The sequence below is a fragment of the Amycolatopsis sp. NBRC 101858 genome (assembly GCF_030269325.1).
Taxonomy (GTDB): domain Bacteria; phylum Actinomycetota; class Actinomycetes; order Mycobacteriales; family Pseudonocardiaceae; genus Amycolatopsis; species Amycolatopsis ponsaeliensis.
The window spans coordinates 1,177,404-1,201,392 of record NZ_BSTD01000002.1 but is presented as its reverse complement, the minus strand read 5'-3'; the positions used below and the strand labels follow the sequence as shown (position 1 = coordinate 1,201,392).

The window sequence follows — 23,989 nt, the reverse complement described above, 5'->3', positions numbered from 1 at the left end:
AGCTGATCTACGTGAACGTCGACGACCGGCAGCTGCTGGCGGCCTGGAACGACACCACCACCGACGTCCCGGAAGCGGGCCGCACGCTCGCCCGGCTGCTCGCCGAGCAGGCGGCCCGCACCCCGGACGCGACGGCGCTGGTGTTCGAAAACGAGTCCCTGACCTACCGCGAACTGCACGGAAAGGCCAACGGCCTCGCCAATCTCCTGGTCGAGCGGGGCGTGGGCCCCGGTGTCCTCACCGGCGTCTGCGCCGACCGATCCCTTGAGCTCGTCATCGCCCTGCTGGGGGTGCTCAAGGCCGGCGGCGCCTACGTCCCGCTCGACCCGGACTACCCGGCCGACCGGCTGGCGTACATGGTCGCCGACAGCGCCGCACCGGTCGTCCTCACCCAGACCCACCACAGAAGCCTCTTCGCCGAGACCGCCGAGACGCTCTGCCTCGACACCCTCGACCTCACCCCGGCCACCGAACCCGACACTACGACGTCCACCCAGGACCTCGCCTACGCCATCTACACCTCGGGCTCCACCGGCCGCCCCAAGGGCGTGCTCGTGCCGCACGAAGGCATCGTCAACCGGCTCGCCTGGACCCAGGCCGAGTACCGCCTCGACGAGACCGACCGCGTGCTGCAGAAGACGCCGTCCAGCTTCGACGTCTCGGTCTGGGAGTTCTTCTGGCCGCTGCTGACCGGCGCCACGCTGGTCGTCGCGCGGCCCGGCGGCCACCGCGACCCCGCCTACCTCGCCGGGCTGATCCGCGCCGAGCGGATCACGACCGTCCACTTCGTCCCGTCGATGCTGCAGGCGTTCCTGCTCGACCCGGCCGCCGCGACCTGCACCGGACTCCGGCGCGTGCTGTGCAGTGGTGAGGCGCTGCCCGCCGAGCTGCAGGCCCGGTTCTTCGAGACCCTGCCCGGTGTCGAGCTGCACAACCTCTACGGTCCCACCGAAGCCTCCGTAGACGTGACGTACTGGGCGTGCGACCCGGCACAACGGACAGTCCCCATCGGACGTCCGGTGTGGAACACGCACACGTTCGTCCTCGACGCGGAGCTGAACCCGGTCGCGCCCGGCGTGGCCGGTGAGCTGTACCTCGCCGGGATCCAGCTGGCCCGCGGCTACCACGGCCGGCCGGGCCTGACGGCCGAGCGGTTCGTGGCCAGCCCGTTCGCGCCGGGGGAACGGATGTACCGCACCGGCGACCTCGCACGCTGGACGGAAGACGGCGCGCTGGAGTACCTCGGCCGCACCGACCACCAGGTGAAGATCCGCGGCCTGCGCGTCGAGCTGGGTGAGATCGAAGCCGTCCTCGACCGCCAGCCCGGCGTCGGCGGCTCGTGCGTGCTGGCCCGCGAAGACCGCGTCGGCGACCAGCGTCTGGTCGGCTACGTCGTCCCGGACGGCACCCCGGACGTCGATGCCCTCCGAGCCGCCCTGGCGGAGAACCTGCCGGAGTACATGGTGCCCGCGGCCTTCGTCGTCCTGGCCGAGCTGCCGCTGACCCCGAGCGGCAAGCTCGACCGCAAGGCCCTCCCCGCCCCGGACTGGTCCGCCGCCCGCACCGGCCGCGCCCCGCGCACCCCGCGCGAAGCGGCACTGTGCGAGCTGTTCTCCGAGATCCTCGGCGTCGACGGCGTCGGCATCGACGACGGCTTCCTCGCTCTCGGCGGCCACTCGCTCCTCGCGGCCAAGCTCGTCTCCCGCATCCGCGCGACGCTCGGCGTCGAGGCCGCCCTCGGTGACATCTTCCGCGCGCCGACCCCGGCCGGCCTGGCCGAACTCCTCGAAGACGCGCCGGAAGCCCGCCCGGCGCTCACCCCGCGCCCCCGCCCAGAGCCGATGCCGCTGTCGTTCGCGCAGCGGCGGCTGTGGTTCCTCGACCAGGCCGACACCCGCAACGCCAGCTACCACATCCCGCAGGCCGTCCGCCTGACCGGCCCGATCGACGCCAGGGCGCTGCGAAGCGCGGTCGAAGACGTCGTCGCCCGGCACGAAACCCTCCGCACGATCTTCACGAGCGACGGCGACGAGCCGGTGCAGCGCATCCTCCCCGGAGGCGAAGTCCCGTGGGCGGTCAAAGAATCCACTGAGGACACTCTCGGTGCCGACCTGACCGCGGCCACCGAAGCGGACTTCGACCTCGCCCGCGAACTCCCGATCCGCGCGACGCTCTTCACTCTGAACGCCGAAGAAGCGGTGCTGCTCCTGGTCGTGCACCACATCGCGAGCGACGGCTGGTCCTTCGCCCCGCTCCTGCGCGACGTCTCGACCGCCTACGCGGCCCGTCTCGCCGGAGAAAGTCCGAAGTGGACGCCGTTGCCGGTCCAGTACGCGGACTACACGCTGTGGCAACAAGAACTCCCTGTCGAGCGCGACCTCGCGTACTGGCGTGACGCTCTGGCCGGACTCGCGGAAGAACTGCCGCTGCCCGCCGACCGCCCGCGGCCGGCGGTCGCGAGCCACCGCGGCGGCGTCGTCCCGATGGACGTGCCCGCCGAGACGCACCGGAAGCTGGCGGCGCTGGCCGCGGCGGAAGGCGCGACGCTGTTCATGGTCCTGCAGGCCGCGTTCGCCGCCCTGCTCACCCGCCTCGGCGCCGGCGATGACGTTCCGGTCGGTTCGCCCGTCGCCGGCCGCACCGACGCCGCCCTCGACGATCTCGTCGGGTTCTTCGTCAACACCGTCGTCCTGCGCACGGCCACCGGCGGCGACCCGACGTTCCGCGAGCTCCTCGACCGCGCCCGCGAGACCTGCCTGGCCGCGTTCGAGCACTCCGAGGTGCCGTTCGAGCGCGTCGTCGAGGAGCTGAACCCGGCCCGCTCGCTCGGCCGCCACCCGCTGTTCCAGGTGCTCCTGGTCCTGCAGAACAACCTCGCCGCCGAGCTGGACCTCCCCGGCGTCCGCGCCGACGGCGAACGCGTCGACATCGGCTACGCGAAGTTCGACCTGGCCGCGATCTTCGAGGAACGCGACGGCGAGCTGACCGGCCTGCTGGAGTACGCGAGCGACCTGTTCGACCGCGGCACCGCCGCGACGCTGGCCGGCCGCTTGCTGCGCGTCCTGTCCGCGGTCGCCGAGAACCCCGACACGCGGATCGGCGACCTGGCCATCCTCGACGCGGCCGAGCGGGTCCAGGCCGAGACGGGCGGCATGCCCGCCCCCGCCGCCCCGGCCGTCCTCCTGCACGAGCTGGTCGAGAGCCACGCCCGCCGCACCCCGGACCGCGCCGCGCTGCTGTTCGAGGACCAGATCGTCACCTACGCCGAGCTGGACGCCCGCGCGAACGGCGTCGCCGCGCTCCTGACCGGCGTCCCGGCCGGGCGGATCGTCGCGATCTGCCTCGACCGCGGCCCCGACCTGGTCGCCGCCATCCTCGGCGTGCTGAAGGCCGGCTGCGGCTACACGCTCCTGGACCCGTCCTTCCCGGTCGAGCGGCGGCAGCTGCTGGCCGAGCAGGTCGGCACGCCGATCGTGCTCGACGACCTGTCCACAGTAGACGCCATGGCGGAAGCGCCAGGCCGGCACACCGACCCGGCCGGGCCCGCCTGCGTCATGTTCACCTCCGGCTCGACCGGCACGCCGAAGGGCGTCGTCGCCTCGCACGCAGCGGTCGCGACGACGATCCTCGGCCAGGGCTACTCCGGCGACGTCTGGCTGCAGACCGCGCCGGTCTCCTGGGACGCCTTCGCGTTCGAGCTGTTCGGCGCGCTGCTCACCGGCGCGACCTGCGTCCTGCAGCCCGGCCCGAAGCCCGAGCCCGCCCTCATCGCCGACCTCGTCGAGCGGCACGGCGTCACGACGATGTTCGCCTCGGCCAGCCTGCTGAACTTCCTCCTCGACGAGTACCCGGCCGTGTTCTCGCAGGTCAGTCACGTCTACACCGGCGGCGAGGTCGCGTCGGTCGCCCACCTGACCAAGGCCCTCGAAAGCCACCCGTCGGTGGCGTTCAGCAACGCCTACGGGCCGGTCGAGAACATGATCTTCGTCAGCTGCCACCGCGTCACGGCGGCCGACCTCACCGGCGCGCCCATCCCGATCGGCACCCCGCTCAACGGCAAGCGCGCGTACGTCCTGGACGAGCGGCTGCGGCCGGTCGCGCCCGGCGTGGTCGGCGAGCTGTACGCCGCGGGCGGCGGCATCGCGGACGGCTATGTCCGCCGCCCCGACCTCACCGCTGTCCGGTTCGTCGCGTCGCCGTTCGAGGCGGGGGAGCGGATGTACCGCACCGGCGACCTGGTGCGCCGCCGCGCCGACGGCGTCCTGGAGTACGCCGGCCGCGCCGACGACCAGGTCAAGATCCGCGGGTTCCGCGTCGAGCCGGGTGAGATCCGGACCGCGCTGGGCACGCACCCGGCCGTGAGCGAGTCCGCCGTCGTCGTCCGCGAGGACCGGCCCGGCCAGAAGCTGCTGGTCGCCTACGTCGTGGGCGAGCCGGCCGACTTCCGCGCGTACCTCGCCGAGCGGCTGCCGGAACACCTGGTGCCGAGCGCGTTCGTCCTGCTCGACGCGCTGCCGCTGACCCCCAACGGCAAGCTCGACCGCCGCGCCCTGCCCGCGCCCGACCGCACGACCACCAGCCGCGCACCGCGCACCCCGCGTGAAGAGGTCCTTTGCGGACTCTTCGCCGACGTGCTCGGCGTCGACACGGTCGGCGTCGACGACGGGTTCTTCGCCCTCGGCGGGCACTCGCTGCTGGCCGCCCGGCTCGTCGCCCGCGTCGGCGCGGTGCTCGGGGTCCGGATCGGCGTCGCGGACGTCTTCCGCGCCCCGACCGTCGCCGGGTTGGCCACGGCGCTCGACACCGCCCACGCCGCCCGACCGGCCGTCGTGGCCCGGTCGCGCCCGGACGTCCTGCCGCTGTCGTCGGCGCAGCGCAGCCTGTGGTTCGTCGAACAGCTCGACCGGGCCGGGGCCACCTACAACGTCCCGCGCGCCCTGCGGCTGACCGGCGCTCTCGACGTCGCGGCGCTGCGCCAGGCGTTCGCCGACGTCGTCGAGCGTCATGAGGCGCTGCGGACGGTGTTCCCGGACACCGACGGTGTGCCCCGCCAGGAGATCCGCCCGCTCACCGAGCTGCCGTGGACCGACGACGCGATCGACGTCGCCGAGTTCGCCGCCCGCGAGTTCGACCTGGCCGCCGACCTGCCGATCCGCGCCGCGCTGATCCCCGACGGTGACGACCACGTCCTGGTGCTCGTCACCCACCACATCGCCGGCGACGGCTGGTCCTTCGGCCCGCTGCTGCGCGACCTGTCGACGGCCTACGCCGCCCGCGTGGCACAAGAACGTCCGAAGTGGACGCCGCTGCCGGTGCAGTACGCGGACTACGCGCTGTGGCAACAAGAACTCACCGACGACTCCCTCGACTACTGGGCGGACGCGCTCGCCGGGCTGCCCGACGAGATCTCCCTGCCCTTCGACCATCCGCGCCCGCCGGTCGCGAGCCACCGAGGCGCGACCGTCCCGGTCGCCCTCGACGCGGACCTGCACGCCCGGCTCCTGCAGCTCGCCCGCGGCGAGCACGCGACGCTGTTCATGGTGCTGCAGGCCGGGTTCGCGGCCCTGCTGTCCCGCCTCGGCGCCGGGGACGACGTCGCCGTCGGCACCCCGTCGGCGGGCCGGCCGGACGCCGCGCTCGACGACCTCGTCGGCTTCTTCGTCGAGACCCTGGTGCTGCGGACCGACCTCAGTGGCGACCCGAGCTTCACCGAGCTCGTGCGCCGGGTCCGGGAGAGCTCGCTCGCGGCGTTCGACCACGCCGACGTCCCGTTCGAGCGGGTCGTGGAGCGGCTCAACCCGGCCCGCTCGACCGCGCGGCACCCGCTGTTCCAGGTGATGCTGGCGCTGCAGAACAACGTCGCGGCGAACCTGGCCCTGCCCGGCCTGGCCACGGCGGACGTGCCGGTGACCACCGCGACCGCGAAGTTCGACCTGACGCTCAACCTGGAGGAGACCACCGCCGGGATCGGGGGGTACCTCGAGTACGCGACCGACCTCCTGGACCCGGGTACCGCGGCCGACCTGGCCGACCGGTTCGTCCGCCTGCTCACCGCCGCGGTCGCCGCCCCGGACGTCGCGCTGTCCACTGTGGACTTGCTGTCGGACGGCGAGCGCGTGGCCATCGAGACGGCGAACAGCGAGACGGTCCGGCCACTGCCGGACACTTCGGTGATCGAGCTGTTCGAGACGCAGGCTGCGGCCAGTCCGGACGCGCCCGCCCTGCAGTTCGGCGGCACGACCCTGACCTACGCCGAACTGAACACCCAGGCCAACCGGCTCGCCCACCACCTCGCCACGCGGGGCGCCGGGCCCGAGCGGTACGTCGCGCTCGCCCTGCCCCGCGACGAACAGCTGATCATCGCGATGCTGGCCGTGCTCAAAACCGGCGCGGGCTACCTGGCGCTCGACCTGGAGTACCCGGAGGACCGGCTGGCGATGATGCTGGAGGATGCCGCCCCGGCCCTGGTCCTGACCCGCGACGAGCTGGTCTTCGACGGCCCGGCGGAGAACCTGGCGCACACCGCGTCGCCGGACAGCCCGGCGTACGTGATCTTCACGTCCGGTTCGACCGGCCGTCCCAAGGGCGTCGTCGTCCCGCGCCGGCCGCTGCTGAACTTCCTGCTGGACATGGTCGACCGCTTCGGCATGACTCCGGGCGACCGGCTGCTGGCCGTCACGACCGTCGGCTTCGACATCGCGGGCCTGGAGATCTTCGCGCCGCTGCTGGCCGGGGCGACGGTCGTCCTCGCGAGCCGCGACGACGTCCGCGACACCCGCGCGCTGGCCGCCCTCGCCGAGGACGGCGTCACGCTCCTGCAGGCCACGCCGAGCCTGTTCCACGCGCTGCTGGCCGAGCCCGTCGACCTCTCCGGCGTGCACGTCCTGGTCGGCGGCGAAGCCCTGCCGGACGACCTGGCCGTCGCGCTGCGGGCGCGGGCCGCATCCGTGACCAACATGTACGGCCCGACCGAGACGACGATCTGGTCGACGACCGCGCGCGTCGGCGAGGGCTCGCCGACCATCGGCACGCCGATCGCGAACACCCAGGTTCACGTGCTGGACCGCGCCCTGCGGCCGGTCCCGGCGGGTGTGCCGGGCGAGCTGTACATCGCCGGCGACGGTGTCGTGCGCGGCTACCTCGGCCGCCCCGACCTGACCGCGGACCGGTTCGTCGCCTCGCCGTTCGAGCCGGGGAAGCGGATGTATCGCACCGGCGACCTGGTCGCGCGCCGCCGCGACGGCGAGATCCGGTTCCTCGGCCGCGTCGACCACCAGGTCAAGATCCGCGGCTTCCGCATCGAGCTGGGCGAGATCGAGGCCGTGCTGGCCACGCACCCGGCCGTCGCGCTGCGCGCGGTCGTCGTCCGCGAGGACCGGCCGGGCGACAAGCGCCTGGTCGCGTATGTCGTGGGCACCGCGGACGTCGAGGAGCTGCGCCGGCACGTGGCCGCCGCGCTGCCCGGGTACATGGTGCCGTCGGCGTTCGTGCTGCTCGACGAGCTGCCCCGGACGCCGAACGGCAAGCTGGACCGCAAGGCCCTGCCCGTGCCCGCACTCGAAAGCGGCACCGGCCGGGTCCCGCGCACCGCTCGCGAGCACGCGCTGTGCGAGCTGTTCGCCGAGGTCCTGGGCGTGCCCGAGGTCGGCGTCGACGACGGGTTCTTCGACCTGGGCGGCCACTCGCTGCTGGCCACCCGGCTGGCCGGGCGGATCCGCGCGGTGCTGGGCCTCGACGTCACCGTGCGGGCGCTGTTCGCGAATCCGACTGTCGCCGGGCTGAGCGAGAGCCTGGGTGACGCCGTCGTGGCTCGCCCGGCCGTCACGCGCCGCGAGCGGCCCGAACGGCTCCCGCTGGCGCCCGGTCAGGAACGCCTGTGGTTCCTGGCCCGGATGGACCGCGACGACACCTCGTACCACATGCCGATCGCTTTGCGGCTGCGTGGCGACGTCGACGCTGCCGCGCTGGCGGCCGCACTGTCCGATGTAGCCGGACGCCACGAAGCCCTGCGGACGTACTACGCCGAGGACGAGTCCGGGCCGTACCAGGTGATCCTCGACTCCTTCGAGGTCCCGTTCGAGGCCGGCACCGGCTCGGTCGCCGACGCCGCGCGCACCCCGTTCGACCTGGCCGCCGCGCCGCCGGTGCGGTCGTGGCTGTTCAGCGAGGGCGACGAGCACGTCCTGCTGGTGCTGACCCACCACATCGCCGGGGACGGCTGGTCGATCCCGGTCCTGCTGCGCGACCTCGCCACCGCGTACGCGGCCCGGCTTGGCGGCCGCGCTCCGGAGTGGGAGCCGCTGCCCGTGCAGTACGCGGATTACACGCTGTGGCAACGAGAACTCGACACCGACCTCGCGTACTGGACGAATACTCTGTCCGGGCTGCCCGAGGAGCTGGCCCTGCCGTACGACCGCGTCCGTCCCGCCACCGCGGACCACACCGGCGGCTCGGCGGCGATCGAGATCCCGGCCGAGCTGCACGCACGGCTCCTGGAGCTGGCGGCCGGGCAGCGCGCGACCCTGTTCATGGTTCTGCAGGCCGCCCTCGCCACGCTGCTGGCGCGGTTCGGCGCCGGCGACGACGTCCCGATCGGCACCCCCGTCGCGGGCCGGCCCGACCCGGCTCTCGACGACCTCGTCGGGTTCTTCGTGAACACCGTCGTCCTGCGGACGGACGTCAGCGGCGCCCCTGCGTTCACCGAGCTGCTGGACCGCGTCCGGGAAGCCGACCTGAGCGCGTTCGAGCACGACGACGTCCCGTTCGAGCGCCTGGTCGAGGAGCTTAACCCGGCGCGGTCGGCGTCGCGGCACCCGCTGTTCCAGGTGATGCTGGTGCTGCAGCAGGACACCCCGCCCGTCGCCCTGTCCGGAGTGGACACCGAGCCGTACGAGGTGACTCGTTCGGTCGCCAAGTTCGACCTCACCGTCGCGCTGGAGGACCACGGCGACGGAATCACCGGTGCGTTCGAGTACGCGACCGCGCTGTTCGACGCCGCCACCGCCGAGCGCCTGGCCGCCGCGTTCGTCCGGCTGCTGGAGCAGATCGCCGACGCGCCCACGACGTCGGTCGCGGCGTTCGACGTGCTCACCACCGCCGAACGCGACATCGTGCTGACTTCGGGCCACGCGCTCGACCTCGAGCGGGCGCCTGAGGACTGCCTGCACACCATCGTCGAACGCCAGGACCCCGACGCCGTCGCGATCCTGTTCGAGGACGAGTCGCTGACCTACGGCGAGCTGAACGCCCGCGCCAACCGGGTCGCCCACCACCTCATCGAAGACGGTGTGCAGCGCGGCGAGGTGGTCGGTGTCCTGATCGACCGCGGCTTCGACTTCGCCGCCGCGGTGCTCGGCGTGCTCAAGTCCGGCGCCGCCTACACCTTGCTGGACCCGAGCTACCCGGCCGAGCGCCTGGCCGCGGTCACCGAGCAGGCCGGCGTGCGGCGGGTCCTGACAGCGATCCCGGACCACCCGGACCCGACGAACCCCGACGTCGAGCTGACCCCGGCCGACCTGGCCTGCGTCATGTTCACCTCGGGCTCCACCGGCGTGCCCAAGGGCGTCGCCACCTCGCACCGCGGCGTCGTCGCGACCATGGGCCAGGGCTACGCCACCTTCGACGCGGACCAGGTGTGGCTCCAGTGCGCCCCAGTGTCGTGGGACGGCTTCGCGCTCCAGCTGTTCGGCGCGCTGCTCTACGGCGGCCGCACGGTCCTGCAGCCCGGCCAGAACCCCGAGCCGGACCGCATCGCCGCGCTGGTCGTCGAGCACGGCGTCACCGTCCTGCATGCTTCGGCGAGCCTGTTCAACTACCTCCTCGACCAGGAGCCGCAGGTCTTCTCGGTGCTGCGCCGCGCCATGACCGGTGGCGAGCCGGCGTCCGTCGAGCACGTCACGAAGGCACTGCGCGAATACCCGGGCGTCGCGCTGATCAACGGCTACGGCCCGGCCGAGAGCATGGGCTACACGACGTTCCACCCGATCACCGCGGCCGACCTCGGCGGGGTCGCGATCCCGATCGGGCGGCCGGTGGCGAGCAAGCGCGCCTACGTCCTCGACGCGCATCTCGCGCTCGCCGCGCCGGGTGTTACGGGCGAGCTGTACCTCGCGGGCCACGGCCTCGCCGACGGCTACCGCGGCCTGCCCGGCGCCACCGCCGAGCGGTTCGTGGCGTCGCCGTTCGCGGCGGGGGAGCGGATGTACCGCACCGGTGACCTGGTCCGGTGGAACGCCGACGGCGTTCTCGAGTACGTCGGCCGCGCCGACGACCAGGTCAAGGTCCGCGGCTTCCGCGTCGAGCCCGGTGAGGTCCGCGCGGTGCTGGCCCGCCACGACGGAGTCGAGCAGGCCGCGGTCGTCGTCCGTGACGGACGGCTGATCGGGTACGTCGTCGGCTCGGCCGAACCGGCCGATCTGCGGGCCTACCTGGCCGATCGGCTGCCGGACTACCTCGTGCCGTCGGCGATCGTGCCGCTGCCCGAGCTGCCCCGGACCGCGAACGGCAAGCTCGACCGCCGCGCGCTGCCCGCGCCGGACTTCGCGGCGGGCTCACGGCGCCGGCCGCGGACCGTCACCGAGAACGTCCTCTGTGGACTCTTCGCCGAAGTCCTCGGGCTGCCCGAGGTCGGTCTCGACGACGGCTTCTTCGACCTGGGCGGGCATTCGCTGCTGGCCGCCCGGCTGATCGGCCGCGTCCGTGCCGTGCTCGGCGTCGAGCTGGGCATCCGCGACCTGTTCCGCACGCCGGCGGTCGCCGGGCTCGCCGAGGTCCTCGGCGACGCTGCCCCGGCGCGTCCGCCGGTGACCCGGCGGGAGCGGCCCGAGCGGCTGCCGCTGTCGTTCGCGCAGCAGCGGCTGTGGTTCGTCGACCAGGCCGAAGAGGCCAACGCCGGCTACGACGTCCCGCGTGCGCTGCGCCTGCGCGGCTCCCTCGAGGTGCCCGCGCTGCAGGCCGCTTTGGCCGACGTCGTCGAGCGGCACGAGTCGCTGCGCACGGTGTTCCCGTCGCACGAAGGCGAGCCGTGGCAGGAGATCCTGACCACACCTTCGGTGCCGTGGACGCTCACCCAGTGCACCGAGGACTCGTTGCCGGACGTGCTCGCCGAGGCCGCCACGCACGTGTTCGACCTGCGGACCGAGCTGCCGATCCGCGCGCACCTGGTCTCGGTTTCCGCCGAGGACCACGTGCTGCTGCTGGTGCTGCACCACATCGCGTCCGACGGCTGGTCGGCCGCGCCGCTGTGGCGCGACCTGGCCACCGCCTACGCGGCCCGCCTCGACGGCGACGCTCCGAAGTGGACGCCGTTGCCGGTGCAGTACGCGGACTACACGCTGTGGCAGCGCGAAGTCCTCGACGAAGCGGAGATCACCGGTCAGCTCGGGTTCTGGCGCGACGCCCTCGCCGGGGCACCCGAGGAACTGGCGCTGCCCGCCGACCGGGTCCGCCCGGCTGTGGCGAGCCACCGCGGCGGTTCGGTGGAGTTCGCGCTCGGTGCGGACGTCCACGCGGCCCTCGCCGACCTGGCCCGCTCCGGTGGCGCGACGCTGTTCATGGCGCTGCAGGCCGGGTTCGCGGCGCTGCTGTCGCGGCTCGGCGCGGGCGACGACGTCCCGCTGGGCACCGCCGTCGCCGGCCGCGGGGACACCGCTTTGGACGATCTCGCCGGGTTCTTCGTCAACACCCTCGTCCTGCGCACCGACGTGTCCGGGCAGCCGACGTTCCGGCAGCTCCTGGCCCGCGTCCGCGACGCCGGGCTGGCCGCGCTGGCGCACGCCGACGTCCCGTTCGAGCGGGTCGTCGAGGAGCTGAACCCGGCGCGCTCGGCCGCGCGGCATCCGCTGTTCCAGGTGATGCTGGTGCTGCAGAACAACGCCACCGCGCAGCTCAGCCTGCCGGGTCTGGAAACCGAGGGCGTCACGGTCCGCCGTGACGTCGCCAAGTTCGACCTGACCGCGGGCATCGAGGAGAACCACTTGCCGGATGGCGCTCCGGCCGGCCTGACCGGGCAGCTGGAGTACGCCGCCGACCTCTTCGACGCGGCCACCGCCGAGTCGATCGCGGCCCGGTTCGCCCGGTTCCTCACCGCGGCCGTCACCACTCCGGACGTCCCGCTCGTGGACCTGGACCTGCTGACCGCCGACGAGCGAGCCGCGCTGCTGGCCCAGGGCACGACGACGGTCACCGCTCCGGCCATGCGGCTGCACGAGCTGGTCGAGCGGCAGGCGGCGTGGGCGCCGGACGCGGCCGCGCTGGTCTTCGAGGGCTCGTCGCTGACCTACGGGCAGCTCGACGTCGAGGCCAACCGGCTCGCCCGGCACCTGATCGCCGAGGGCATCCGCCGCGGCGACCTGGTCGGTGTCCACATCGGACGGTCGCCGCGGCTGGCCGTCGCGCTGCTCGCCGTGCTCAAGGCCGGGGCCGCCTACACCGTGCTGGACACGGACTTCCCGGCCGAGCGCCTGGTCGGCGCGCTGCGGCGGACGTCGGCGGCGGTCGTCTTGACCGATGGGCGCGAGCTGCCCTGGCGCCGGATCGACGTCGTCGCCGACGCGGCCGCGATCGCCGTGCGCGACGGCGGTGTCCTCGGCCTGCCCGGCAGCCCGGACGACCTCGCCGTCGTCATGTTCACCTCGGGGTCGACCGGCGTCCCGAAGGCGGTCGCGGCGCCGCACCGCGCGGTCGTCGGCACGCTGACCGGCCAGGACTACGCCGGGTTCGGCCCGGACGACGTCTGGCTGCAGTGCGCGCCGGTGTCGTGGGACGCGTTCGGCACGCAGCTGCTCGGGCCGCTCCTGGCCGGCGGCACGGTCGTGCTCCAGCCCGGCCAGCGTCCCGAGCCGGCGCTGATCGAGGACCTGGTCGTGGCGCACGATGTCACGGTCCTGGACGTCTCGGCGAGCCTGTTCAACTTCCTGGTCGACGAGCACCCGGCGGTGTTCGCGACGGTCCGCCGCGCGATGACCGGCGGCGAGGCGGCCTCGCCCGCGCACCTGGCGAAGGTGCTGCGGTCGTACCCGCACGTCGCGGTGGTCAACGGGTACGGGCCGGCCGAGACGATGGGCTTCAGCACGGTCCACGCGGTCACGGCGGTGGACGGGCCGGTCCCGATCGGGCGGCCGGTGGTCGGCAAGCACGCGTACGTCCTCGACGCTCTCCTGCAGCCGGTGCCTGCCGGTGTCGTCGGCGAGCTGTACCTGTCGGGTGTCGGTACCGCGCACGGCTACCTCGGGCAACCGGGGCTTTCCGCCGAGCGGTTCGTGGCTTCGCCGTTCGCGGCGGGGGAGCGGATGTACCGCACGGGTGACCTCGCGCGGTGGAACGCTCTCGGTGTCCTCGAGTACGCCGGCCGGGCGGACGACCAGGTGAAGATCCGTGGCTTCCGCGTCGAGCCCGGGGAAGTGCAGGCCGTTCTGGCCGGGTTCGAGGGGGTCACGCAGGCTGCGGTGGTCGTTCGCGACGGGCTGCTGGTGGCGTACGTCGTCGGCACCGCGGACCCGGCGGTGCTGGCCGATCATGCGGCGGCACGGCTTCCGGAGTACCTGGTGCCGTCGGTGATCGTGCCGCTGGCCGAGCTGCCCCGGACTGCGAACGGCAAGCTGGATCGTGCGGCGTTGCCCGCGCCGCAGCGGGTCGTCGCGGGGCACGTCGCGCCGCGGAACCCGGCTGAGGTCGCGCTCGCCGCGATCTGGGCCGATGTCCTCGGTGTCTCGGAGCCGGGAGTGGAGGACAACTTCTTCGCGCTGGGCGGGCATTCGCTGCTGGCGGCGAAGGTGACCGGCCGGATGCGCACGGAGTTCGGCGTGCGGCTGGGGGTGCGGGCGCTGTTCGAGGCCCCGACGATCGCGGCCTTGGCCCGGCTGATCCCGGATGCGTCCACTGTGGACTTCTCGCCGATCCCGGTCCGCGAGCACGGGGCGCGTACGCCGCTTTCCCCGGTCCAGAGGGGACTCTGGTTCGCCGAACGGCTCGCGCCGGGCTCGGCGGAGTACCTGGTCCCGCTGGCGTTGCGCATCGGCGGCGACCTGGACGTGGAGACCTTGGCCGGCGCGCTGTCGGCGGTGGTGGCGCGGCACGAGGTGCTGCGCAGCCGGTTCGTGGAGCAGGACGGTGAGCCATCCCAGGTGGTCGACCCGGTGCGGCCGCTGCCGCTCCCGGTCACCGAGGTGAGCGACGTCGAGTCCTTCATCCAGTCCCAGGTCGGCATCCCGCTCGACCTCGAACACGGCCCCGTCGTTCGCACCGCCCTCGGCCGCGTCTCACCGACCGACCACGTCCTCGTCCTGGTCCTGCACCACATCGTCGCCGACGGGTGGTCCATGGGCGTCCTCGCCGCCGAACTCCGCGACCACTACGCCGGGATCCGTCCCGCGGCCCTGCCCGTGCAGTTCGGCGACGTTGCCGCATGGCAAGCCGAAGCCTCCGACGAAGCCGGGCTCGCCTTCTGGCGTCAAGCCCTCGACGGCATGCCGCACGTCGCCGAGCTGCCCGCCGATCGGCCTCGCCCGCTCACCCGGGACATCGCCGGGGCCAAGACCCCGGTGCACGTGCCCGCGGCAACCGTCGGGAAGCTGGCCGCACTCGGGGCCGAGCACGGTGCCAGCCTCTTCATGACCGTGCTCGCCGCCTTCGAAGTCCTGATCGGCCGCTACACCGCCATGCGGGACTTCGCCATCGGCACCCCCGTGTCCGGCCGCAGCCACCCGCAGACCGAGCCGCTCGTCGGGCACTTCGTCAACACCGTGCCGCTGCGCGCGGACCTGACCGGCGACCCGGCCTTCACCGAACTCCTGCGCCGGGTCCGGACCAGCACCCTCGCCGCGTTCGACCACGACGACGTCCCCTTCGACCGGATCGTCGAACTCCTGCGCCCACAACGCGACCTCACCCGCACCCCGCTGGTGCAGATCGTGTTCGCCCTGCAGAACAACGAGAAAGCCGGCTGGGCGCTGCCCGGCCTGACCGTCGAACAGCTGTCCGTCGACACCCGGGTCAGCAAGTTCGACCTCGAACTCGCCCTCGCCCACGACCCCGGCGGCGCCCTGACCGGCATCTTCGAGTACCCGACCGCACTGTTCGACACCACCACGATCGAGCGCCTGGCCGGCCACTTCACCACACTGCTCGAGCGGATCGCCGACGCACCCGAGACCCCGGTCGGCGAGCTGGACCTCCTCGGCGAGACCGAGCGCACCCACCTCGTCCACGGCGTCAACGACACCGACGTCGCCTACGACGAGAGCGTCTGCCTGCACCACCTCATCGCCGAACAGGCAGCGAAAACCCCGCACGCGACCGCCGTCGAATACGAAGACGACCACCTCGACTACGCCGAGCTGGAACGCCGCGCCGGAGTCCTCGCCGCGCGGTTGCGCGACCACGGCGTGGCCCCGGACGTCCCGGTCGGCCTGCGGATGGACCGCTCGATCGACCTGATCGTGGGCCTCGTCGCGATCCTCAAGGCCGGCGGCGCGTTCGTCCCGATCGAGACCGACGCACCCGACCTCCGGGTCCTCGGCATCCTCGGCGACGCCAACTCGCCCGTCTGCCTGGTCAACGCGGGGGCGAAGACACCGGCGACCGGCGAGATCGTCTTCCTCGAAGTGTCCGATTCGGCCGGAGAAGCCCCGGAGATCACCGACGACACCCACCCCGACAACCTCGTCTCGATCTACTACACCTCGGGCTCCACCGGGAAGCCGAAGGGCGTCGCGAGCACCCACCGCGGCTGGGTCAACCGCCTGCGCTGGCACCAGGACACCTACCGGCTGCAGCCGGGCGAAGCCGTCCTGCAGAAGACGACGCTGGTCTTCGACGACGCCGCCATCGAATGCCTGTGGCCGCTGATCGTCGGCGGGCGCGTCGCGCTGATCCCACCGGGCCTGCACCGCGACCCGGCCGCGATCCTGGCCGGCGCCATCAAGCACCGGGTCGTCAACCTGCAGTTCGTGCCGAGCATGCTGACGCTCTTCCTGGAGCAGCTGACCTCGGCCGACCGGGCCGCGCTCAAGACCGTGCGCAACGTCATCACCAGTGGCGAAGCGCTGCAACCGGAACTGCTGAAGCTGTTCCTCGACCGCCTGGGCGAGCACGCGACCCTGCACAACCAGTGGGGCGCCACCGAAGTGTCGATCGACTCGACCATGCGCGAGTGCCTCCGCTCCGACCTCGACGGCGCGGGCTCGGTCAGCGTCGGCTCACCGATCGCCAACAACCAGATCCACGTCCTCGACGAGCACTTCCGGCCGGTCCCGGTCGGCGTCCCCGGTGACCTGTTCATCGGCGGCGTCGGCTTGGCGAGGGGCTACTTCGGCAACCCGGGCAAGACGGCGGCGGCGTTCCTGGCCAGCCCGTTCCACCCCGGCGAGCGGCTCTACCGCACCGGCGACCGCGGTCTGCGCACCCCCGACGGCGCGCTGACCTTCCTCGGCCGCCAGGACTCGCAGGTCAAGATCCGCGGCATCCGCGTCGAACCCGGCGAGGTCGAGCAGGTGCTCCTGGAGCTGCCCGGGGTGCGTGAAGCCGCGGTGACGGTCTGGCAGCCGTCGCCCGGGGACAAGCGCCTCGCCGGGTACGTCACCGCGCAGGCCGGCGTCACGCTCACCGAGGCCGGGATCCGCGAGCAGCTCCGCGAACGGCTGCCCGGCTACCTCGTGCCGACGGCGCTGAGCGTGCTGCCGGAGTTCCCGACCACGACCAGCGGCAAGATCGACCGCAAGGTGCTGCCCGCGCCGGCCGCGGCCGGCGCCGAGTACCGCGCTCCGGAAGGCCCGGTCGCGGAGCTGGTCGCCGAGGTGCTGCAGAACGTCCTGGGCGTCGAACGCGTCGGCGCGGACGACAACTTCTTCGACCTGGGCGGGCACTCCCTGCTGGGTGTCCGGGTGGTCGCCGAGCTGCGCAAGCGGCTCTCGGCGGACATCCCGATCCGGCTCATCTTCGACTCGCCCACAGTCGCCGAACTCGCCGACGCCGTCGCCCGCGCCACCCGCCGCGAGTTCGAGGCGATCCCGAAGCGGCCCGACGGCCCCGCGCCCCTTGCGGGGGTCCAGGTCGGCATGTGGCTGGCCGACCGGATGGCACCGTCCAGCGCCGAGTACCTGGTGCCCAACGCGGTCCGCCTCCGCGGCTCCCTCGACATCGACGCGCTGGCCGCCGCCCTGACGAAACTGGTCGAGCGGCACGAGATCCTGCGGACCCGGTTCGTGGAGATCGACGGTGAGCCGAGGCAGGTCGTCGACCCCGCCGGGCCGGTCCCGCTGCCGGTCAGCGACATCGACGAGGTCGAGCCGTTCCTGGCGGCGCGGCCCATCGACCTCGCCACGGGCCCGGTGTTCGCTGCGGCCCTCGGCCGGCTCGCCGAGGACGACCACGTCCTGGTCCTCTCGGCCCACCACATCGTCCTCGACGGCTGGTCCGAAGGCCTCCTCGCCGAGGAGCTGCGCGACCTCTACGCGGGTGCCGACCTGCCGCCGTTGCCGGTGCAGTACGCCGACGTCGCGACCTGGTCCCAGCCCACCGAAGCGGACGTCGAGTTCTGGCGGACGCAGCTGGCCGGGGTCCCGCAGGTCGTGCAGCTGCCCGCCGACCGGCCCCGGCCGGCGGTGCGGGACCCGCGTGGCGCGCGGTACGAGTTCAGCGTCCCGGCGGAGCTGGCGAACCGGCTCGGCGAGCTGGGCACCGAAGCCCGGGCCAGCCTGTTCATGACGCTGCTGGCGGGATTCCAGGTCCTCGTCTCCCGGCACACCGGGCTGCGCGAGTTCGCGGTCGGCAGCCCGGTCGCCGGTCGCGACCACCCGGACACCGAGCGGCTGATCGGCCAGTTCGTCAACACCCTGGCCCTGCGCGCGGACCTGACCGGCTCGCCCGGCTTCACCGAGCTGCTGGAGCGCGTCCGCGAGACCGCGCTGAACTCCTTCAGCCACCAGGAAGTCCCGTTCGACCGGGTCGTCGCCGAGCTGCGGCCCGACCGCGACCCGAGCCGGAACCCCTTGGTGCAGCTGATGTTCGCGCTGCAGACGGTCTCCGAAGGTGGCTGGGAACTCGGTGACCTCGACTGCGAGCCCCTGGGCGTCGAGACCGGCGCCGCCAAGTTCGACCTCGCCATGGTGCTGCGCGAGCAGCCCTCCGGCGCGGTCGACGGCGTCCTCGAATACCCGGTCGCGCTGTTCGACGAGGACACGGTCGCCGGGTTCGCCGAGCGGTACGTCCGGCTCCTGGCCGGGCTCGCCGCCGACCCGCAGCGTCCTGTGGACCGCGTCCCGATGCTCGACGCGGCCGAGGCCACCCCGCTCGGCGACGATGCCCCCGGCGGGACCTTCGCGGGGTTGATCGAAGCCCAGGCACAGCGAACCCCGGATGCCCCGGCCGTCGTGGCCGGACCGGACTCGCTCACCTACGCCGAGCTGGACAAGGCCGCGAACCGCGTGGCCCGGGTCCTGCAGGCTCACGGCGCCGGGCCGGAGGAGGTCGTCGCGCTGCTGCTGCCGCGCTCGGCCGACCTGGTCGTCGCCCAGCTTGCCGTCGTCAAGACCGGGGCGGCGTTCCTCCCGATCGACCCGGGCTACCCGGAAGAGCGCATCCGCTACATGCTCGACGACGCCGATCCGGTGCTCACTCTCCGAGAGCTGCCGGAGTCCACAATGGACGACAGTCCGCTGGACGTCGAGGTCGAGCCGGAGAACGCGGCGTACGTGATCTACACGTCGGGCTCCACCGGACGGCCGAAGGGTGTCGTCGTCAGCCACGCCGGCCTCGGCACCCTGGTGGCCAACACCGTCGCCGCCTACCGGGTCGGCCCGGGCGACCGCGTGCTGCAGTACGTCTCGCCGAGCTTCGACGCGTCGATCCTGGAGCTGTGCGCGTCGCTGATGACCGGCGCCGCCCTCGTCGTGACCCCGCCCGGACCGCTGCTCGGCGACCAGCTCCGGGACGTCCTCGCCGAAGGACGCGTGACGCACGCGCTGATCCCGCCCGCGGCGCTGGCCACCGTCGAGGACCCGGACCTGCCGGACTTCCGGACGGTCGTGGTCGGCGGCGACGTCTGCCCGCCGGAGCTGGTCGCGAAGTGGGCGCCGGGCCGCCGGATGCTCAACATGTACGGCCCGACCGAAGCCACGGTCGTGTCCACGGTGAGCGAGCCGCTGGTGCCGGGCGAGCAGGTGACCATCGGCCGCGCGCTGCGCCACACGCGGGCGTACGTCCTGGACGACCGCCTGCAGCCGGTGCCGCCGGGCGTGGCGGGGGAGCTGTACGTCGCGAGCCCGGGCCTGGCCCGCGGCTACCTCGGCCGGCCGGGACTCACCGCGAGCCGGTTCGTCGCGAACCCGGCGGGTGGCCGGATGTACCGCACCGGCGACCTCGTCCGCCGCACCCGCGCCGGAGAGCTGGAGTTCCTCGGCCGGACCGACGACCAGGTCAAGATCCGCGGCTTCCGCATCGAACTCGGCGAAGTCGAGTCCGCGCTGCGGGCCCACCCCGCGCTCACCGCGGCGGTCGTGCTCGCCAAACCGGACCCGGCCGGCCAGAAACGCCTGGTCGCCTACGTCGCCGGGGACGTCACGGCCGCGGACCTGCGTGCCTTCCTCGGGCAGCGGCTGCCGGAGCACCTGGTGCCGAGCGCGTTCGTCGTGCTCGCCGCGCTGCCGGTCAACACCAGCGGCAAGCTCGACCGCGCCGCGCTGCCCGAACCGGCCGAGGAGACGGCGGACTACGTCGCCCCGGACAGCCCCGAGGAGCAGCTGATCGCCGACATCTGGGCCGAGGTGCTGGGCGTGCCCCGCGTCGGGCTCGGCGACGACTTCTTCGCCCTCGGCGGGCATTCCGTGCTCGCCGCCAAGGTCCGCATGCGGCTGCAGGCCGCGTTCGGCGTGGACCTGCCCCTGCCCGTGCTGTTCCAGACCACCACGGTCGCCGCGCTCGCCGCCGTGGTCCACACCGAGATCGAGGCCGAGCTCGCCGGCATGTCCGAGCAGGAGCTCCTCGACTCCCTCACCGAGGAGGCCAGCGCATGACCACGTTCGACACCCGCCCCGCCGACGACACCGCCGAACGGGCGGCCCGGCTGCGGGCCGCGGTGCTCGCGAAGCGGTTGCGCGGCCGGGCGACCGCGCCGGTCCGCACCTTCGGCCGGGCCGACCGCGACGTCCCGCTCCCGCTGTCGGCAGGCCAGCAGCGATTGTGGTTCCTCGACCGCCTCGACCCGGACAGCGCCGAGTACGCCGTGCCGCTCCTGCTCCGCCTGGACGGCACCCTCGACGTCGACGCGCTGCAGCGTTCGCTCGACGCCCTGGTCGCGCGGCACGAGATCCTGCGCACGACCTACATCGCCGAGGACAACAAGCCGCGTCAGGTGATCGGCGCTCCCGAGCCGGTCGACCTGCCGGTGGTCGAGGGCGACCTGGACGCGGTGCTGGCGGACTACGTCAGCCGTCCGTTCGACCTCGCGGCCGGGCCGGTGTTCCGGGCGCTGCTGGTCCGCGAGGCACCCGAGCGGCACGTCCTGGCGCTCAACGTCCACCACATCGCCTGCGACGGCTGGTCGCTGCCGATCCTCCTGGAGGACCTGCGCAAGCTCTACACCGGCGCCGAGCTGCCCCCGATCGAACTGTCCTATGCGGACTTCGCGGTGTGGGAACAGTCCCGGGTGGACGCTCACGACGCGGATCTCGTCTACTGGAAGGACCGGCTCGCCGGGCTGGAGACCCTGGAGCTGCCGGCCGACCGGCCGCGCCCGGCCCAGCGTGACCACCACGGCGCGTCGGCCCGCTTCACCATCCCGGCCGACGCCGCCGAGGCGGTACTGGACCAGGGAAAAAGCACCGGTGCGACACCGTTCGTGACGTTGCTCGCCGCCGCGTACGTCGTCCTCGGGCGGCACACCGGCCGCGAGGACATCGCCGTCGGCACCCCGGTCGCCGGGCGCGGCCGGGCCGAGCTGGAGCACATGGTCGGGTTCTTCGTGAACACCGTCGTCGCCCGCGGCGACCTGTCCGGCGACCCGGACTTCGCCGCCCTCGCCGACCGCGTGCGGACGGCCCGGCTGGCCGACCAGGCCCACGAAGACCTGCCGTTCGAGCGGCTGGTGCAGGAGCTGGCGCCCGAGCGCGACCTCGCGCACACCCCGGTCGTCCAGGTCATGTTCGCCGTCTACGACTCCTCGGAAGGCGAAGCCGCGCTGGGCGATCTCGCGGTGTCCTCGGTCGACCTGGCTTCGAGCACCGCCAAGTTCGACCTGATGATCTCCTTCGTCCGCCAGGCCGACGGGTCCGTGGAAGGCGTCCTCGAGTACGCGACCGCGCTCTTCGACCGGGCCCGGATGGAGCGCATGGGCGAGCACTTCGTCCGGCTCTTCACCGAGCTGGCCGCCAGGCCCGGCGTCCGGCTGTCCGAAGTGGACGTCCTCGGCGCGGACGAGCGGAAGCTGCTCCTCGAAACCTGGAACGCCACCGCCGAGCCCTACCTGCGCGGCACGCTGCACGGCCGGATCGCCGAGCAGGCCGCGTCGAACCCGGACGCGATCGCCGTCCGCTGCGGCGGCGGCGAGCTGACCTACGCCGACCTGGAGGCCCGCGCGACCCGGCTGGCCCAGCGGCTGCGAGCCCACGGCGTCGGCGTCGAGACCCCGGTCGGGGTGCTCTGCGAACGCGGCCCGCTGCTGCTGCCGGTGCTGCTGGCCATCCTCAAGACCGGCGGCCACTACATCCCCCTGGATCCGGCGTACCCGCAGGACCGCAAGGAGTACATGCTCCGCCAGGCCGGCGCCCGCGTGCTCGTCACGACCCGTCGCTACGCGAATGAGGACCTCGGTGACGTCGTGGTCTTCGCCGACGAGCCGGTCGCCGACGACCCGGTGCCGTGGCAGGACCCGGTCGTCGACCCGGAGAACCTCGCCTACGTCATCTACACCTCGGGCTCGACCGGCCGTCCCAAGGGCGTGATGATCAGCCACCGCGGCGTGCTCCACTACCTGGACTGGTGCCGCCAGGCCTACCGCGCCGACGAGGGCGACGGCGCCCCGGTGCACTCGTCGCTCGCCTTCGACCTCACGGTCACCGGGCTGTTCCTGCCGCTGCTGTGCGGCACGACCGTGACGCTGGTGCCGGAGGACGAGCACCCGGTGGCGGGCCTCGCGGACGTGCTGTCGAGCGGCCGGAAGTTCAGCTTCGTCAAGCTCACCCCGGCGCACCTCGAGCCGCTGCGCCGCTGTCTGGAGCCCGAGGCGGCGGGCGCGGCCGCGCACCTGGTCGTCGGCGGTGAGCAGCTCACCGCCGAAGCCCTGGAGTTCTGGCGCGAGAACGCCCCCGAAGTCGTGGTGGCCAACGAGTACGGTCACACCGAGACGTCCGTGGCCAACGTGATCAACCTGCTGCCCGCCGCCGAGTGCGTGACCACGCCGATCTCGGTCGGGCGGCCGATCTGGAACACCGAGGTCTACCTGCTGGACGAGCACCTGCGCCCGGTCCCGGCCGGCGTCACCGGCGAGCTGTACGCGGGCGGCGCCGGAGTCGCCCGCGGCTTCGCGGGCAACCCGGGCCTGACCGCCGCGAAGTACGTGGCGAACCCGTTCGGCCCGGGTCGCCTCTACCGCAGCGGCGACCTCGCCCGCTACCTGCCGGACGGGCGGCTGGAGTTCGTCGGCCGCACCGACCACCAGGTGAAGGTGCGCGGCTACCGGATCGAGCTGGGGGAGATCGAGGCCGCGCTCGTCGGCGGCCCCGGCGTCACCGAGGCGGTCGCCGTGGTCCGCGACGGCGCGCTCGCCGGGTACGTCGCGCCGTCCACAGTGGACGTCGAGGAGTTGCGAGCGCACCTTTCCGAGCGGCTGCCGGAGTACATGGTCCCGTCGACCTTGACCACTTTGGCCACCTTGCCGCTGACCTCGAACGGCAAGATCGACCGCGTCGCGCTGCCCGCCCCGGACGCCACCCCGGTCGCGACGTCCGGCGTCCTCCCGCGCGACGAGCTGGAGATGGCCCTGGCGAAACTGTGGGAAGACCTGCTCGGCCGCCGCGTCGGCGTCACCGACGGCTTCTTCGACGTCGGCGGCCACTCGCTGCTGGCCGTGGTGCTGGTCGACCGGATCAAGGCCGAGCTGGGCGCGACCGTCGGGCTGGCCGAGGTCTTCCGCGCACCGACCGTCCGGGCCCTGGCCGACCACATCCGCGCCGGGGAGAGCGACGGGGGACTGGTCGTCCCGCTCTCGCCGGGCCGCGCGGGTGTCGCCCCGCTGTTCCTGCTGCCGCCGACCGCGGGGAGCCCGTTCCCGTACCTGCAGCTGGTCGCCGAGCTCGACCCGGCGCTGCCGGTGTTCGGGCTGCAAGCGCCCGGCTTCGCGCCCGGCGAGGACCCGGTGCACACCATCGAGGAGCTGGCCGCGGCGTTCATCGCCGACCTGCTGCCGGTCGCCGGCGACCGGCCCATCCGGCTCGCGGGCTGGTCCCAGGGCGGGTCGGTGGCCTTCGAAATGGCCGCCCAGCTGGAAAAAGCGGGCCGGGCGGTCGAGCACCTGTGCGTCATCGACGCGACCGTCCTCGGCGTCGACGACTACGGCAACCCGCTCCCGGAGGTCGACACGAGTGATCCCCTGGCATGGTTCGGCGAGGCCGTGCTGAAGCTGGCTCCGGGGGCCGTCGACACGCTCGACGAGATGCTCGCCGAGGCCCGCGACCGCGGCATGGTCTCGGAGGTGGCGGGCAACGCCGTCGTCGAGCAGATGGCGCGGGTTTACCTGGCCGGCAAGGACGCCGTCGAGGCTTACCGCTGCCGCGCGGTCGTCGACACCGGCATCCACCTCATCACCTCCACCGGCACCCACCCGGTGAAGGGCCGCCCGGAGGTGCGGCCGGAGAGCTGGCGCGCCCGCACGCGCGGCGAGCTCACGGTGACACCGGTGCCGGGACACCACTGGGACATGGTCGAACCGCCGCACGTGGCGGAGCTGGCCCGGGCCGTGCTGGCCGGGCTCGCCGTGACCGCCGACGAGTGAAGGAGA

Annotated in this window: 1 protein-coding gene and 1 pseudogene; both read left to right on the top strand. The window is 73.2% G+C overall.

The genetic code is table 11. The annotated features are described in order from the left end of the window. Positions 1 to 11: 11 nt before the first annotated feature. Positions 12 to 20,009: pseudogene (locus QSK39_RS18845) on the top strand (non-ribosomal peptide synthetase); the annotation flags it as partial. Then, positions 20,006 to 23,983: a non-ribosomal peptide synthetase gene (locus tag QSK39_RS18840; protein ID WP_285479048.1), complete on the top strand. Its 3,978-nt coding sequence runs from the start codon at positions 20,006 to 20,008 to the stop codon at positions 23,981 to 23,983. The pseudogene QSK39_RS18845 and the gene QSK39_RS18840, both read left to right, overlap by 4 nt. The last annotated feature ends 6 nt before the right edge of the window (positions 23,984 to 23,989 follow it).

Excerpts from the sequence above, each read along its gene's own strand:
- QSK39_RS18840 (WP_285479048.1), top strand. The coding sequence starts at position 20,006 with ATGACCACGTTCGACACCCGCCCCGCCGACGACACCGCCGAACGGGCG.